This window comes from Pseudomonas sp. LRP2-20, assembly GCF_024349685.1.
Classification (GTDB): domain Bacteria; phylum Pseudomonadota; class Gammaproteobacteria; order Pseudomonadales; family Pseudomonadaceae; genus Aquipseudomonas.
This window is the reverse complement of record NZ_AP025944.1, coordinates 5,135,129-5,149,110: the sequence shown is the minus strand read 5'-3', so window position 1 is coordinate 5,149,110 and position 13,982 is coordinate 5,135,129. Positions and strand designations below refer to the sequence as shown.

Annotated in this window: 15 protein-coding genes; 11 read left to right on the top strand and 4 right to left on the bottom strand. The window is 64.5% G+C overall.

All coding sequences use genetic code 11. The features are described from left to right. Positions 1-40 precede the first annotated feature (40 nt). From hmgA to maiA, 3 genes are read left to right on the top strand one after another with little or no spacing between them, the layout of a single operon-like run. Positions 41-1,342 (top strand): homogentisate 1,2-dioxygenase, encoded by a 1,302-nt coding sequence (gene hmgA, locus OCX61_RS23105; protein ID WP_261941542.1) that lies wholly within the window; start codon positions 41-43, stop codon positions 1,340-1,342. A 3-nt stretch (positions 1,343-1,345) separates the two neighbouring features. After that, positions 1,346-2,638: a fumarylacetoacetase gene (fahA, locus tag OCX61_RS23100; protein WP_261941541.1), complete on the top strand. Its 1,293-nt coding sequence runs from the start codon at positions 1,346-1,348 to the stop codon at positions 2,636-2,638. Between the two features lie 11 nt (positions 2,639-2,649). Then, positions 2,650-3,282 carry a maleylacetoacetate isomerase gene (maiA, locus tag OCX61_RS23095; RefSeq protein WP_261941540.1) on the top strand — a complete coding sequence of 211 codons (633 nt, stop codon included), beginning with the start codon at positions 2,650-2,652 and terminating at the stop codon, positions 3,280-3,282. On the opposite strand, the gene OCX61_RS23090 is transcribed toward maiA, so the two are convergent. Then, entirely contained in the window at positions 3,276-4,082 is an 807-nt protein-coding gene (locus tag OCX61_RS23090) for a SirB1 family protein (RefSeq protein WP_261941539.1), read from the bottom strand. The genes maiA and OCX61_RS23090 overlap by 7 nt on opposite strands. A 124-nt stretch (positions 4,083-4,206) precedes the next feature. Between OCX61_RS23090 and OCX61_RS23085 the strand changes: the two genes are divergently transcribed. After that, entirely contained in the window at positions 4,207-5,226 is a 1,020-nt protein-coding gene (locus OCX61_RS23085) for a Leu/Phe/Val dehydrogenase (RefSeq protein WP_261941538.1), read from the top strand. A 78-nt stretch (positions 5,227-5,304) separates the two neighbouring features. On the opposite strand, the gene OCX61_RS23080 is transcribed toward OCX61_RS23085, so the two are convergent. Beyond that, a complete protein-coding gene (locus OCX61_RS23080) occupies positions 5,305-5,571 on the bottom strand; it encodes a YebG family protein (RefSeq protein ID WP_261941537.1) in 267 nt (88 codons plus the stop codon). 296 nt (positions 5,572-5,867) lie between these two features. Here OCX61_RS23080 and OCX61_RS23075 point away from each other — a divergent pair, with 296 nt between their 5' ends. After that, positions 5,868-6,338, top strand: a complete 471-nt coding sequence (locus tag OCX61_RS23075) for a phosphate-starvation-inducible protein PsiE (RefSeq protein WP_261941536.1) — start codon at positions 5,868-5,870, stop codon at positions 6,336-6,338. A 3-nt stretch (positions 6,339-6,341) separates the two neighbouring features. On the opposite strand, the gene OCX61_RS23070 is transcribed toward OCX61_RS23075, so the two are convergent. Next, entirely contained in the window at positions 6,342-6,644 is a 303-nt protein-coding gene (locus OCX61_RS23070; RefSeq protein ID WP_261941535.1) for a DUF3509 domain-containing protein, read from the bottom strand. A 125-nt stretch (positions 6,645-6,769) separates the two neighbouring features. Further along, positions 6,770-7,117 carry an HPF/RaiA family ribosome-associated protein gene (locus tag OCX61_RS23065; RefSeq protein WP_167065769.1) on the bottom strand — a complete coding sequence of 116 codons (348 nt, stop codon included), beginning with the start codon at positions 7,115-7,117 and terminating at the stop codon, positions 6,770-6,772. A 625-nt stretch (positions 7,118-7,742) separates the two neighbouring features. Here OCX61_RS23065 and OCX61_RS23060 point away from each other — a divergent pair. The 6 genes from OCX61_RS23060 to OCX61_RS23035 all read left to right on the top strand — a co-directional run bounded on the left by OCX61_RS23060 (position 7,743) and on the right by OCX61_RS23035 (position 13,966). Further along, the gene (locus tag OCX61_RS23060) at positions 7,743-8,048 is read left to right on the top strand and encodes a DUF3649 domain-containing protein (protein WP_261941534.1); all 306 of its coding nucleotides are present in this window, start codon (positions 7,743-7,745) and stop codon (positions 8,046-8,048) included. Further along, positions 8,045-9,616 (top strand): PepSY-associated TM helix domain-containing protein, encoded by a 1,572-nt coding sequence (locus tag OCX61_RS23055; RefSeq protein ID WP_261941533.1) that lies wholly within the window; start codon positions 8,045-8,047, stop codon positions 9,614-9,616. The genes OCX61_RS23060 and OCX61_RS23055 overlap by 4 nt, the downstream gene beginning before the upstream one ends. Next, positions 9,616-9,942, top strand: coding sequence for a DUF3325 domain-containing protein (locus OCX61_RS23050; protein ID WP_261941532.1), 327 nt, complete (start codon positions 9,616-9,618; stop codon positions 9,940-9,942). Before OCX61_RS23055 ends, OCX61_RS23050 begins: the two co-directional genes overlap by 1 nt. Before the next feature lie 4 nt (positions 9,943-9,946). After that, positions 9,947-10,498: an RNA polymerase sigma factor gene (locus OCX61_RS23045; RefSeq protein ID WP_261941531.1), complete on the top strand. Its 552-nt coding sequence runs from the start codon at positions 9,947-9,949 to the stop codon at positions 10,496-10,498. Beyond that, complete coding sequence (locus OCX61_RS23040; protein WP_261941530.1) at positions 10,495-11,475, top strand: FecR family protein; 981 nt, start codon at positions 10,495-10,497, stop codon at positions 11,473-11,475. The genes OCX61_RS23045 and OCX61_RS23040 overlap by 4 nt, the downstream gene beginning before the upstream one ends. 100 nt (positions 11,476-11,575) lie before the next feature. After that, positions 11,576-13,966, top strand: coding sequence for a TonB-dependent siderophore receptor (locus OCX61_RS23035; protein WP_261941529.1), 2,391 nt, complete (start codon positions 11,576-11,578; stop codon positions 13,964-13,966). Positions 13,967-13,982 lie beyond the last annotated feature (16 nt).

The following is a 13,982-nucleotide window of genomic DNA, read 5'->3' as shown; positions in this document are numbered from 1 at the left end:
CAGCTGCCCGCAATGGCTCGGCAAGAGCCCGGAGGCATCGATGAACCGCGACACGTCCCCCGACCTTCAGTACCTGAGCGGCTTCGGCAACGAATTCGCCAGCGAAGCATTGCCCGGTGCCCTGCCGGTCGGGCAGAACTCGCCACAGAAAGCCCCCTATGGCCTGTATGCCGAACTGCTGTCGGGCACGGCGTTCACCATGGCCCGCAGCGAACTGCGCCGCACCTGGCTGTACCGCATCCGCCCGTCGGCCCTGCACCCACGCTTCGAGCGCCTGCAGCGCCAGCCATTGAACGGCCCGTCGGGCGCGGTCACGCCCAACCGCCTGCGCTGGAACCCGCAGCCAATCCCCAGTGAGCCAACCGATTTCATCGAAGGCTGGCTGCCGATGGTGGCCAACTCGGCCGCCGAAAAGCCGGCCGGGGTCAGTATCTATATCTACCGCGCCAACCGTTCCATGGAGCGGGTGTTCTTCAATGCTGACGGTGAGCTGCTGCTGGTGCCGGAGCAAGGCCGCCTGCGCATCGCCAGCGAGCTGGGCGTGATGGACGTCGAACCACTGGAAATCGCCGTGATTCCGCGCGGCATGAAGTTCCGCGTCGAGCTGCCCGATGGCCAGGCCCGCGGCTACATCGCCGAAAACCACGGCGCGCCGCTGCGCCTGCCTGACCTGGGGCCGATCGGCAGCAATGGCCTGGCCAACCCGCGTGATTTCCTCACCCCGGTGGCACACTACGAAGAAGCCGAAGGGCCGGTGCAACTGGTGCAGAAGTTCCTCGGTGAGCACTGGGCCTGCGAGCTGCAGCACTCGCCACTGGACGTGGTCGCCTGGCATGGCAGCAACGTGCCCTACAAGTACGACCTGCGCCGCTTCAACACCCTCGGCACGGTCAGCTTCGACCATCCAGACCCGTCGATCTTCACCGTGCTGACGTCACCGACCAGCGTGCACGGCATGGCCAACATGGATTTCGTGATCTTCCCGCCGCGCTGGATGGTGGCCGAGAACACCTTCCGGCCCCCATGGTTCCATCGCAACCTGATGAACGAGTTCATGGGCCTGATCAGCGGTGCCTACGATGCCAAGGCCGAAGGCTTCCTGCCTGGCGGTGCCTCGCTGCACGGGGTGATGAGCGCCCACGGGCCGGATGCCGAGACCTGCGAGAAGGCCATCGCCGCCGAGCTGGCACCGCACAAGATCGACAACACCATGGCTTTCATGTTCGAGACCAGCCAGGTGCTGCGCCCGAGCCTGCAGGCACTCGACAGCCCGCAATTGCAGGCCGACTACGATAGTTGCTGGGCCACCTTGCCGAGCACCTTCAACCCGAACCGGAGATAACCCATGAACCAGACCGCCATTGCCCGTAGCTGGGTCGAGCACGCCAACGGGCACCGCGACTTCCCGCTGCAGAACCTGCCGCTGGGCATCTTCAGCCGCCCCGGTGAAGCGCAGCGCTGTGGCGTCGCCATCGGCGATGCCATCCTTGACCTGGAAGCGGTACTGGCCGCTGGGCTGTTCTCTGGCCAGGCCAAGGCTGCGGTGGAGGCCACCCGTGGCGGTGCGCTGAATGCCTTCTTCGCGCTGGGGCGTGGCGCCCGGGTAGCGTTGCGTGAGCGCCTGCAGGTGCTGTTGGGCGAACACAGCGATCAGCAGGCCGCGCTCAAGGCTGCGCTGTATCCGGCCAGCGAGTGCCAACTGCACCTGCCGGCCAAGGTCGGTGACTACACCGACTTCTACGTCGGCATTCAGCACGCCACCAACGTCGGCAAGCTGTTCCGCCCTGACAACCCGTTGCTGCCCAACTACAAGTACGTACCCATCGGCTACCACGGCCGCGCTTCGACCTTGCGCCCTTCGGGTACCGAGGTCCGCCGCCCGAAAGGCCAGACCCTGCCCGCCGGCCACACCGAGCCGAGCTTCGGCCCCTGCGCGCGCCTGGACTACGAGCTGGAACTGGGCATCTGGATCGGCCAGGGCAACGACATTGGCCAGGCCATTCCGATTGCCGAGGCCGACCAGCACCTGGCCGGCCTGTGCCTGCTCAACGACTGGTCGGCGCGGGATATCCAGGCCTGGGAATACCAGCCGCTGGGCCCGTTCCTGTCGAAGAGCTTCATCACCTCCATTTCGCCCTGGGTCGTCACCGCCGAAGCGCTGGAGCCTTTCCGCTGCGCCCAGCCGGCCCGCCCGGACGGCGACCCGCAGCCGCTGCCTTATCTGCTCGACCCGCGTGACCAGGCCCGTGGCGCCTTCGACATCGAACTGGAAGTGCTGCTGCTCACAGAGCGCATGCGCGAGCAGGGCTTGCCGGCTCATCGTCTGGCATTGAGCAACACCTTGAACATGTACTGGACCGTGGCCCAGCTGATTGCCCACCACAGCGTCAACGGTTGCCAGCTGCAGCCCGGCGACCTGTTCGGGTCGGGCACCCTGTCCGGCACCACGCCAGATGCCTACGGCAGCCTGCTGGAGACCACCGTGGGCGGCAAGCAACCGGTGGAGCTGGCCAGCGGCGAGGTACGCAAATTCCTCGAAGACGGCGACGAGATCATCCTGCGCGCCCGCTGCAAGCGCGATGGCGTGGCCAGCATCGGCTTCGGTGAATGCCGCGGCAAGATCATCGCAGCCAACTGAGGGGGCCGGCCATGGAGCTGTATACCTATTACCGTTCCACGTCTTCCTACCGCGTGCGCATCGCCCTGGCACTCAAGGGCCTGGACTACCAGGCCGTGCCGGTCAACCTGCTAAAGGGTGACCAGCGCGGTGCTGCCTACCTTGCGCTGAATCCGCAAGGTCGGGTGCCGGCCTTGCGCAGCGATGACGGTGAACTGCTGGTGCAGTCGCCAGCGATCATCGAATACCTGGAAGAGGCGTATCCACAGCCGGCACTGTTGCCAGCGGGGGCTGCACTGCGCGCCAAGGTGCGTGGCGTGGCGGCGATCATCGGTTGCGATGTGCACCCGCTGCACAACGTCAGCGTACTCAACCAGTTGCGCCAGCTGGGCCATGACGAGGCGCAGGTCAGTGAGTGGATCGCACTCTGGATCGGCCAGGGGCTGGCGGCCGTGGAGCAGTTGATTGGTGATCACGGTTATTGCTTTGGCGATGAGCCGGGGCTGGCGGATGTCTACCTGATTGCGCAGTTGTATGCGGCCGAGCGCTTCAACATCGACCTCGGCGGCTATCCGCGCATTGCCCGGGTCGCCGCCTTGGCCAAAGGGCATCCGGCGTTCGCCAAGGCGCATCCGTCCTGCCAGGTGGACACGCCGGCTCAGTGAATCGAGCGGTTCACCGTCGGTAGCTTGCCGATGCGTTCGGACAGCTTCAGGCGCTGGACCGGGTCGTCGGTCAGCAGCAGGGCATGCTCCAGGTCGAAACGTTCGGCCTGGGGGCAGTCCAGGTGCTGATACAGCGTCGCGCGGGTCATGTAGTCGCTGACCTGCGCCGGGCCCAGTTGCATTACCCGTTCGGCGTCGATCAGCGCGGCCAGGTGGTTGTCGTTGCTGATATGCAACTGGCGCAGGTTGCGTGAAAGGCGCTGCAGCATCTGCGTGGCGCTGGCACTGCGCAGGTGTTCGGCAGTCAGCGGCACATGCGGGCCGAACTGGCGCGCCAGCAGCTCGCGGCAATCATTGGGGTACAGGCGCCGCCCGCCACAAGGGTCGAGCAGGTGATCGGCACCGGGCACGCGCAGCAGGAAGTGCCCAGGAAAGGCCACGCCCTCCAGTGGTATGGACAAGCGCCTGGCCAGTTCCAGGGTAATGATGGCCAGTGCCAGGGGCTGGCCACGCCGGCGCTGCAGTACCTTGTCCAGCAGCGCCGCCTGTGGCCGCAGTGGGTGGTACTCGTCCTGCTGGAAACCGAGGGCATTGAGCTGGCGCAGTAGCGGCTGGGCCAGTTCGGCTAACGGCAGCATCGGCAGGCTGGCGCTGATCTGGCCTTGCAGGTTGTTCAGTGTGGTGAGGCAGGCAGCAGGTTCGACCAGTCGATCATGCTCGACGGCGATCCACAATGCTGCTTCCAGCAGGGCGACCGGCTCGCGTTCCAGGCAGGCCAGGCAGGCTTGACGTGGCTTCATGGGGGTTCTCCAGTCAAGCTTGAGTATTAGCCGGGGCGCGTGGATTCGTCCAGTGGTCCGCCCGCAGTACTGGCGTCTGGCGCGTGCCTATACTGATAGGAGCACCTCGTTGGGGAGCCCGCCGATGTTCGCGTTGATGCAAAGCACCCGTACCCAGTCGCTGCACCTGTTCATTGACCCGCCCACCGGCCTCAAGGCCGTCGTGGTGATTCACAGCGAGAAGTTGGGCCCTGCGGTGGGCGGTTGCCGCTACCTGCCCTATGCCGATGACGAGAGCGCCATGACCGACGCCATTCGCCTGGCCCAAGGCATGAGCTACAAGGCGGCGCTGGCGGGCTTGCCGTTGGGCGGCGGCAAGGCGGTGATCATGCGCAACCCCCATGTGGAAAACCGCGCGGCGCTGTTCGAGGCGTTCGGCCGCTTCATCGATACCCTGCAAGGGCGTTTCATCATCGCCGTGGACAGCGGTACCTCGACCCTTGACATGGACTGCATCGCCCAGAGCACACCGCATGTCACCAGTACCACGGCGTCCGGCGACCCGTCGCCGCATGCCGCCATGGGCGTGTTCGCCGGCATCCGTGCCACTTCGCAGGCACGCCTGGGCAGCAGCAACCTCGAAGGGCTGCGCGTGGCTGTGCAGGGGCTGGGCAATGTCGGCTACGCCCTGGCCGAGCAACTGCATGCGGCGGGCGCGGAGTTGCTGGTCAGCGACCTTGACCCAGGCCGGGTACGCCTGGCGGTGGAACAGTTCAATGCTCACCCGGTGACCAATGACGCCTTGATCAGCACGCCCTGCGATATCTTCGCGCCCTGTGGCGTAGGGCCGGTGCTCAATGGCCAGACGGTGATGCAGCTGCGCTGCGCGGCGGTGGCAGGGGCGGCGAACAATCAGCTCACCACGCTGCAGGTAGCAGACCAGCTGGAGGCGCGCGGCATCCTCTATGCCCCGGACTATGTGATCAATGCCGGTGGCCTGATCTACGTGGCGCTCAAACATCGCGGCGGTGACCAGGGCAGCATAACCGCGCACCTGGCGCGGATACCGACGCGGCTGACCGAGGTGTTCGGCCACGCCCAGGCAGAAAAACGCTCGCCGGCCAGGGTGGCGCAGATGCTGGCCGAGCGCTTGCTTTACGGTTGAGGCCGGGCGCTGGGTGCAACAGCCTTGGCTATACCGTCTCCGATGATACGCCGCTGTTTAGCGCCGAAGCGTTGCTACTTATTCGCCGCTTTTTTCCTGTGCATCCAGATCTGCCAATGCCGCTGCATTGTTCTTGAACGCCGCCGCGAACACCGCCCTGTTCTTGGCCATGAAGATGCTTGCCTCTTCGGCCATGTTTTCATCCAGCCCAGGTACATGTTTCACCAGAACCTGAGTAAGCACCTCGGCCAGTTCCAGCATCTGGTCATGGGCGTCTGCGAGTTTGCGGTCCAAGAACGTGGTCTCCAAATCGCGCGTGCTGCGGTAAAGAATCTCAACAGCCATACGAGGCCTCTCGGTCAGTGGTAGCAGGGGAGCGGTCGTGCGCCTTCTGCTTTGCGGTTCAGTTGCTATCCAGGCAGCCAGGCAGATTGCCGTTACCGAATACTGTATCGATGTACAGTAATGGCAGTGAGCTCATTTCGCAACCAGAAATTGTAGCCGTGCTGAAATCGCGCGCCGCCCGTGCCTTGCGGCAATCGGTCGCCTTCCAAGGCAAGGGCCTGGCCCTTTAACTGCATGGCACAAGCGTCACAGGGGTGACGCATCATCCTTCATGTCGTATCGGGGAATCGCACATCGTGGACATCAAATGGGCAGAAAAACTGCGCAAGGGCCTGCACGGCTCGGCCGACTCGCTGGGCAACCTGTGTGTGGAAGCGTTCCACTACCTGGCGCTGTTCGGCATTGGCGCGATTACCGCCTATGCGGCGGTGGTCACCTTCCTGGATATGCTCGGCAAGGGCGGGGTCAGCGTCGATGACATCCTGCTGCTGTTCATCTACCTGGAGCTCGGGGCGATGGTCGGTATCTACTTCAAGACCAACCACATGCCGATCCGCTTCCTGCTGTATGTCGCGATTACCGCGCTGACGCGCCTGCTGATCGGCGATGTATCGCACCACAAGGCGCCGGACGCCGGGCTGCTGTACGTGTGCGGCGGCATCCTGCTGCTGGCGTTCTCGATCCTGGTGGTGCGCTACGCCTCGTACCGTTACCCCTCGACCAAGGCGCTCGATGCCAGCGGCAAGGAAGTGGAGGAGGGCAAGTAGCCCTCAGTTGGCCAGGCCGACTGCGCTCAGATGCCGTGGTGCGTGGCCGGTGTCGCGGGTCAGGGCGGCGAGGACCTGCAACGGGTTTTGCCCCAGCTCGATGGCCAGGCCCAGGCGGATGCTGTCGATGACCCGTTGCAGGCGCACCGGGTCGTTGCGCTGGGCCTGGCTGATGAGGCGCTTGGCGACCACGCCGGCGTCGTCGGAAAGGGTCAGCATGATGCTGCCGTCCAGCCGTTCGATACTCAGGTTGACCCGGTATTCGGGGGCGAAGGCGGCGCTGATCTGTTCGAAGGGGTTGTGCATGGTCGGGGCCTGCAATGGAATGACTGCAGAAGTTGACCGGGTAACAGGCCGGTTGGTTCAGGCCCATTGATCGCTGCAAACGAAAACGCCCGGCACAGGCCGGGCGTTGTTGTTCAGGGTGCCGATCAGGCGTCGGGGTCGCTCAGTTCCAGTACGCCGCGCTTGCTGCGCAGTTTGCCGTAGAAGTGTTCCAGCGCATTGTTCAGCTTGCTGGCGGCACCGTCGACTGCCTGGTCCAGCGAGGTGGCGGTGTGGGTCACGGAAATCGGCTGATGGCCTTTCGGGCGAGCCTCCAACTGGCAGCGTTTGTCATGTGGGCCGGGCTTGGCGCCGTTCTCGTCGCGCAGGTGGACCTCGATGCGGGTGAGGTCGTCGTCATAGCGTTCGAGGGTGGCTTCCAGCGTACTGCGGACCCACTCGTTCAGACGGATGTTGCCTTCGATATGGTTGCTGCTGTTGACCTGGATTTGCATGATTCCAATCCTTATTCAGCTTGCTCGCATGGAGGCGTGCCTAGGCCCTTGAGGGCCTTGGAAATTCTGCGCCTCTTGACTCTAAGGTCAGGCAACGGCGCAGCGAATACAACCCCTTTTTGAAAATAAATTTTCTGTTGCAAATCTGTTGAAGGGGACTGCGTCGCAGTCCATCGCTGGCAAGCCCCGCCCCCACCGTTACGGTGCGTGCATGTTCCTTGTCGTACGGGTGTCGGGATCATGTGAAGATCGGTTGATGGCGACCACGGGTTCGCCACGACCCTTGCAGCGCCTATGCATCCGAGCGCCGCCCGCGCGGCGCATCGCGAGCTATCGCTCGCTCCTACGTTTATTTCGGGCCAGTCAATCCTGCGAGATTGCACGCGAACGCCTTGGCGCATGGCGCGATATCGCGTCGTACCAACGAGGCGGTCGCGCGCCTGGCACAGGCGTTACTGGCCCGAAATAAACGTAGGAGCGAGCGATAGCTCGCGATGCGCCGCGCGGGCGGCGCTCGGTCGCATAGGCGCTGAATATCTCACGGCGAACACCCGAAGCCTCCAGAGATTTTGCTTATGAGAATTAAACTCATTACTATTGCACCCCCATTTCCCGGACTCACGCCATGAAGCACTCCGCCGCCGGACTCCCTCTGAGCTATCGCCTGGCCGTGGTTTCACGCAGCCTGGCTGCATTGCTGGGTGGCTATCTGCTGGCGTCGCTGGTCAGTGTCTGCGTGGCCCTGTTGCTGCCGTTGCCCCAGGTCGACGCCACGCTGACCGGCCTGATGCTCTCGTTCGTGTTCTACCTGCTGGCCTTCATCTGGTGCTTCGCCTGCCGCAGCGCCTGGCGCGCCTGGCTTGGCGTGCTGCTGCCGAGCCTGGTGCTGGGGCTGCTTGGCGGGTTCGCCTACTGGATGAAAAACCCATGAAGGAAGGCTTCCGCCAGGCCATGGCCTGGCTGCACACCTGGACCGGCCTGATCTTTGGCTGGCTGTTGTTCGCCATCTTCCTCACCGGCACCTTGTCGTATTTCAAGGAGGAGGTCAGCCACTGGGCACAGCCGGAAGTGCGCCGCCATGCACTCGACCCGGTGGCCAGCCTGGGGCTGGCCCAGCGCTACCTGGAGAGCAACTCCGCGCATTCGGGCAACTGGATGATCCGCCTGCCCAGCGAGCGTGACGCTGCCTTGAACGTGGGCTGGCGCGACCCCGAGGGCGGGCGGCGGGGCTTTGTCAGAAAGGACCTGGACGCGCAGAGCGGGCAGCCGGTCGAGGCGCGTGATACGCGTGGCGGCGAGTTCTTCTACCGCTTCCATTTCGAACTGCAGATGCCTTATCCATTGGGCCGCTGGCTGTCGACGTTGTGTGCCTTCATCATGCTGCTGGGGTTGGTCACCGGGATCATCACCCACAAGAAGATCTTCAAGGAATTCTTCACATTCCGCCCCGGCAAGGCCCAGCGCTCCTGGCTGGACGGCCACAATGCTATCGGCGTGCTGGTGCTGCCGTTCCACCTGATGATCAGCTACAGCAGCCTGGTGCTGTTCATGTACATGGTCATGCCGGCCGGCATCCTGGCCAGCTACGGCAACACCAGCGGATATTTCAATGACCTGTTCGGCCGCGACGAGGCCCCCAAGGTAGCCAATGTCGCGACCCCTCTGGTGCCGCTGGCGAGCCTCTATGCCAAGGTCCAGGCGCAGGTGCCGGGTGCACGCATGGGCTTCATCCAGGTGCAGAACCCGGGGGATCGCAATGCCCGTGTCACCTTCAGCCAGTCATCGGCAGACAACGTCCCCTACAAGCGCAGTGCCAACTGGACCTTCGATGGCGCCACCGGCGAACTGCTGAAACAGGGCGCGCCGGAAAGCGCCACGATGATGACCTCTTTCAGTTTCGCTGGCCTGCACATGGGCAACTACGCCGGGCCCTGGCTGCGCTGGCTGTATTTCGCCTTCGGGCTTGCCGGCACGGCGGTGATCGGCACCGGCCTGGTGATGTGGCTGGGCAAGCGCCAGCTCAAGCACGCCAAGCGCGAACGCCTGCCGGGCGAATTGCGCCTGGTCGAGGTGCTCAACATCGCCAGCATGAGTGGCCTGATCCTCGCCGTGGCCGGCTTCTTCTGGGCCAACCGGCTGCTGCCCGTGGCACTGCAAGGGCGGGCCGACTGGGAGGTGAATGCCTTCTTCCTGGTCTGGTCGGCGTCATTGCTGCATGCCGTAGTGCGCCCAGGGCGCAAGGCCTGGGGCGAGCAGCTGGCCCTGGGCGCGTTGGCCTTTGCCCTGTTACCCCTGCTCAACGCCCTGAGCACCGGCCAAGGGTTGAACGCCTCTGTGCCTGCGGGTGACTGGGCCATGGCCGGGTTCGACCTTACCGCCCTGGCCTGTGGGCTGTTCCTGGCCTGGGCCGCGAGCAAGATGCTGCGCCCTGCCAAGCCCGCCGCCAAGCGTGCGCCGAAGGCGGCCAAGGTCTCGCCTGACATGGTCGAGGTGCACTGATGCTGAGCATTGCCCTGATCGGCTTCGCCGGTTTCGCCGCGCTGTGCCTGGCGATGGAAAAGCACTTCAGCGAGCTGCTCAGGCGCAAACCCTCCCCAGGCCAGCTGCGTGTGCTGCGCATCGGCGGCTGGCTGTTGCTGATGCTGTCGCTGGTCCTCGCCGTGCGCTGGCGTGGCTGGGCACATGGTTTGGTGGAGTGGGTCGCATTGCTGATGGCGGGGGGCACCTTGTGGGTGTTTGGTTTGCCCTACCAGCCGCGCCTGTTGTTAGGCCTGGCGGCGCTCAGCCTGGTGCTGGGCCCGCTGTTGGCCATGTTTGCCGGGTGATGCCTTGAGCGAACCTGACAGCGACGGCACCCGCGCACGTTTCGTCCAGGTATTCCTGGCCCAGCGTGCACGCATGGAAGCCCTGGTCAGCCGCCGGGTAGGCTGCCGTGCCACGGCGTCGGACCTGGTGCAGGAATTGTTCCTGCGCTTCTGGCGCCGGCCCGACCTGAAGGTCGACGCGCTCGACACCTACCTGTTGCGCTGTGCCGGTAACCTGGCCATCGATCACTTGCGCAGCGAAGGCAGCCGCGAACGCGTCGCCGAAGCCTCGCTGGCGGTGGATGAAGCGGGCCTGGCCCAGGCGCCAGAGCAGGCCGCGGAAATCGATCATGACCTGCAGCGCATCGAAACCGCTCTGCGTGCCTTGCCTGAGCGTACCCGGCAGATCTTTCTGCTCAATCGTATCCACGGCTGCAAGTACGGCGAAATTGCCAAGGCCATGCAGCTTTCCCAGAGCACCGTGGAAAAGCATATGATGCGCGCCCTTGAAGCGTGCAAGGCCAGTGTTGCCGAGCCCGCGACCCTAACTCGCAGGCCTGGGAGCGCCCGCCGATGAGCCATCCAGACCTGATCACCGCTGCCCAGTCCGAGGCGGCCTTGCAGTGGCTGATCCGTATCAACGAACAGCCGGCAGCTGCCGGCAGTGCGGCGTTCAAGCGCTGGCTGCTGGCCGACCCCAGGCATCGCGAAGCCTACGCCGAGGCCCAGTTGCTGTGGCAGCTCAGCGAAGCACCGGCAACGCGCCTGGCCGAGGAAGAACACGCAGACTTGCAGCGTTACTTGCTGGCCATGGCCAAGCCGCCAGGCAAAGGGCATTGGCGGCGCGCCGGCATGGCGTTGGCTGCGGCGTGCCTGGTGCTGGCTGTCAGCATGGCGGGCGGCTGGCGGCCCAGTGACTGGTTGCTCAACCTGCAGGCCGATTTCAGTAGCAGCGATGCGCTGCGCCAGGTGACCCTGGCGGATCAGTCGCAGGTGACCCTGGATGCTGGCAGTGCCATCGCCGTCGACTTCCAGCCAGGTGAACGCCGCGTGCGCCTGTTGCATGGCGCCGCATTCTTCCAGGTTACCCATACGGGGCAGCCGTTCGTGGTGGAGGCCGCTGGCGGCGAAGTACGGGTGCTGGGCACGCAGTTCGAAGTGCGTGACCAAGGGCAGGGCGCGCAGGTCATCGTGCGCAGCGGGCGCGTGGCTGTTGTCCCGGCGGTGGGGCAGGCCGGCCAGGTGCTGACGGCCAACCAGCAGCTGGCCTATGCCGATGGGCAGGCAGGCGAGCTGTCGAGCGTGGACAGCGACAGCCGGCTGGCCTGGCGCCAAGGCTGGCTGAACTACTACCAGGCGCCGCTGGCGCAGGTGGTGGCAGACCTGGGCCGCTACTACCCAGGCCGCATCGTCCTGCTTGATGGCGAGTTGGGGCAGCGCAAGGTCAGCGGCAGCTTCCCGGCGAATGAGCCTTTGGCGGCACTGGACTCGCTGGGCAAGGTACTGGGCTTTTCGCGGCAAACGCTGTTGGGGCGGTGGACCGTGATCCACTGAAAAAAATGCAAAAGCGGATGAGGTAACAGGTGGCGGCATCCGTGTAATGAGTGGAAGTGCGATTCATTCGCAGTAATAACCCTCTCACAGGTCAGCGTCCATGAAGTTCACCCCGCGTTGCGTTCCCCTCTGGCTCGGCCTTTCAGCGTGCTCGGCCATTACCGCTGCCCCTGGCCTGATGGCTGCCGAGCAACTTCAGCTGCACACGTTCGACCAGCCCAGCCAGCCGCTGGCCCAGGCCCTGAATGCCTTCAGCCGTGCCACTGGCCAGAGTGTCGTCTACACCCTCGAATTGCCTGGCGTACAAGCCCCGGCCCTCAATGGCTCGTTCAGCGCCGAGCAGGCCCTGCAACAGCTGCTGGGCAACAGCGGACTGACCTGGCGCCGCCTCGACACACGCACCCTGACGCTCGAACCGGTGGATACTTCCGGCGCCGTCAACCTGCAGGCCACCACGGTGACCTCGCAAATGGACAGCTACAGCTATCAACCGCCGGCCAGTGCTTCGATCATGCGCGGTCAGGGGCCGTCCCAGGACATCCCTCAGGCGATCAACGTGGTGCCGGCCCAGGTCATCCGCGACCAGGCCCCACGCAACCTCGACGACGCCCTGGCCAACGTCAGCGGCATCACCCAGGGCAACAACTTCGGTGGCACTTCCGATACCGTGATGAAGCGTGGCTTCGGTGACAACCGCGATGGCTCGATCATGCGCGATGGCATGCCGCTGGTGCAGGGCCGCAGCCTCAATGCCAGCACCGAGCGGGTCGAAGTGCTCAAGGGCCCGGCTTCGCTGCTGTACGGCATTCAGGACCCAGGCGGGGTGATCAACGTGGTCAGCAAGCGCCCGCAACTGCAGCAATACAATGCCCTGACCGTGCGCGGCTCCACTTACGGCAGCGGCAAGAACGGCAGCGGCGGTGGTTTCGACAGTACCGGCGCGCTGGGTGACAGCAACTTCGCCTACCGCCTGATCGTCGATCATGAGGACGAGGACTACTGGCGCAACTTCGGTGTGCACCGCGAATCGCTGGTGGCGCCATCGCTGGCCTGGCTCGGCGAAGAGACCCAGGTGGTGCTGGCCTACGAGCACCGCGAATTCCTCTACCCGTTCGACCGCGGCACGGCATTCGGCAGCAACGGCCACCCACTGGACATCCCCGCTACCCGCCGGCTGGACGAACCATTCAACGACATGGAAGGGCGTTCCGACCTTTATCGCCTGGAGGTCGACCACCAGCTGGCCGACGACTGGAAGCTGCACTTCGGCTACAGCTTCAACCGCGAGACCTACGATGCCAGCCAGGTTCGCGTTACTGCGGTGAACGAGGCCAAGGGCACGCTGACGCGCAGCATGGACGGCACCCACAACGCCATGAGCCGCGACCAGTTCGCCACCTTGAGCCTCAATGGCAGTGTCGAGCTGGCCGGCATGCAGAACGACCTGCTGTTCGGCATTGACCACGAAGATCGCAAGATCTTTCGCGGTGACCTGATCCGCCAGAGCGCTCAATCCACCTTCAGCTACCTGAACCCGGTCTACGGCCAGGAAGTGGAGGGCACGACAGTGCGCGCCAGCGACAGCGACCAGACCGACAAGCTGCGCACCGACGCCTTGTTTGTGCAGGACGCGCTGCACCTGGACGAGCACTGGATCCTGGTCGCTGGCGCGCGTTACCAGCAATACGACCAGTACGCCGGCCGTGGCCGCCCGTTCAAGGCCAATACCGACACCAGTGGCCAGGCCTGGGTACCGCATGCCGGCATCGTCTACAAGGTCGATGACCAGCTGTCGTTCTACGGTAGCTACAGCGAGTCGTTCAAACCCAACTCCAGCATTGCCCCGCTGACCGGGGGTGTGGTGCTGGATTCGTCGGTGGCGCCGGAGGAGGGCAAGTCCTGGGAGCTGGGCGCCAAGCTGGACATGCCGGGCAGCCTCACCGGTACCCTGGCGCTGTTCGACATCACCAAGCAGAACGTGCTGGTCGCCAACTTCGACAGCGGAACCGGCGAGACGGTGTACAGCAATGCGGGGGAGGTCAATTCGCGCGGCGTCGAACTCGACCTGACCGGGCAGCTCAGCGAGCGCTGGAGCCTGATCGGCAGTTACGCCTATACCGATGCCAAGGTGACCAAGGATCCCGACCTGGAAGGCAACCGCCTGCAGAACGTCGCCAGGCATACCGGCTCGCTGTCGGCGGTGTATGACTTCGGCAGCCTGTTCGGTGGCGATCGCCTGCGTTTTGGCGCCGGGGCGCGGTATGTGGGCGAACGGCCGGGCAACTCGACCAATACCTTCGACCTGCCGAGCTATACCGTGGCTGACGCGTTCGCCACCTACGAGACCAAGCTCGACCAGCACAATGTGCGCGTGCAGCTGAACGTGAAGAACCTGTTCGACAAGGTGTATTACAGCTCGGCGGTGAACCAGTACTTCGTCGCCATTGGCGATGCGCGGCAGGTGAGCCTGTCGAGTACCTTCGAGTTCTGAACCTTGTACAGCCTGT

What these genes read in the sequence shown, in the direction of transcription:
- hmgA (WP_261941542.1), top strand. Translation starts at nt 41, where the DNA reads ATGAACCGCGACACGTCCCCCGACCTTCAGTACCTGAGCGGCTTCGGC.
- fahA (WP_261941541.1), top strand. Translation starts at nt 1,346, where the DNA reads ATGAACCAGACCGCCATTGCCCGTAGCTGGGTCGAGCACGCCAACGGG.
- maiA (WP_261941540.1), top strand. Translation starts at nt 2,650, where the DNA reads ATGGAGCTGTATACCTATTACCGTTCCACGTCTTCCTACCGCGTGCGC.
- OCX61_RS23090 (WP_261941539.1), bottom strand. Translation starts at nt 4,082, where the DNA reads ATGAAGCCACGTCAAGCCTGCCTGGCCTGCCTGGAACGCGAGCCGGTC.
- OCX61_RS23085 (WP_261941538.1), top strand. Translation starts at nt 4,207, where the DNA reads ATGTTCGCGTTGATGCAAAGCACCCGTACCCAGTCGCTGCACCTGTTC.
- OCX61_RS23080 (WP_261941537.1), bottom strand. Translation starts at nt 5,571, where the DNA reads ATGGCTGTTGAGATTCTTTACCGCAGCACGCGCGATTTGGAGACCACG.
- OCX61_RS23070 (WP_261941535.1), bottom strand. Translation starts at nt 6,644, where the DNA reads ATGCACAACCCCTTCGAACAGATCAGCGCCGCCTTCGCCCCCGAATAC.
- OCX61_RS23065 (WP_167065769.1), bottom strand. Translation starts at nt 7,117, where the DNA reads ATGCAAATCCAGGTCAACAGCAGCAACCATATCGAAGGCAACATCCGT.
- OCX61_RS23060 (WP_261941534.1), top strand. Translation starts at nt 7,743, where the DNA reads ATGAAGCACTCCGCCGCCGGACTCCCTCTGAGCTATCGCCTGGCCGTG.
- OCX61_RS23055 (WP_261941533.1), top strand. Translation starts at nt 8,045, where the DNA reads ATGAAGGAAGGCTTCCGCCAGGCCATGGCCTGGCTGCACACCTGGACC.
- OCX61_RS23050 (WP_261941532.1), top strand. Translation starts at nt 9,616, where the DNA reads ATGCTGAGCATTGCCCTGATCGGCTTCGCCGGTTTCGCCGCGCTGTGC.
- OCX61_RS23040 (WP_261941530.1), top strand. Translation starts at nt 10,495, where the DNA reads ATGAGCCATCCAGACCTGATCACCGCTGCCCAGTCCGAGGCGGCCTTG.
- OCX61_RS23035 (WP_261941529.1), top strand. Translation starts at nt 11,576, where the DNA reads ATGAAGTTCACCCCGCGTTGCGTTCCCCTCTGGCTCGGCCTTTCAGCG.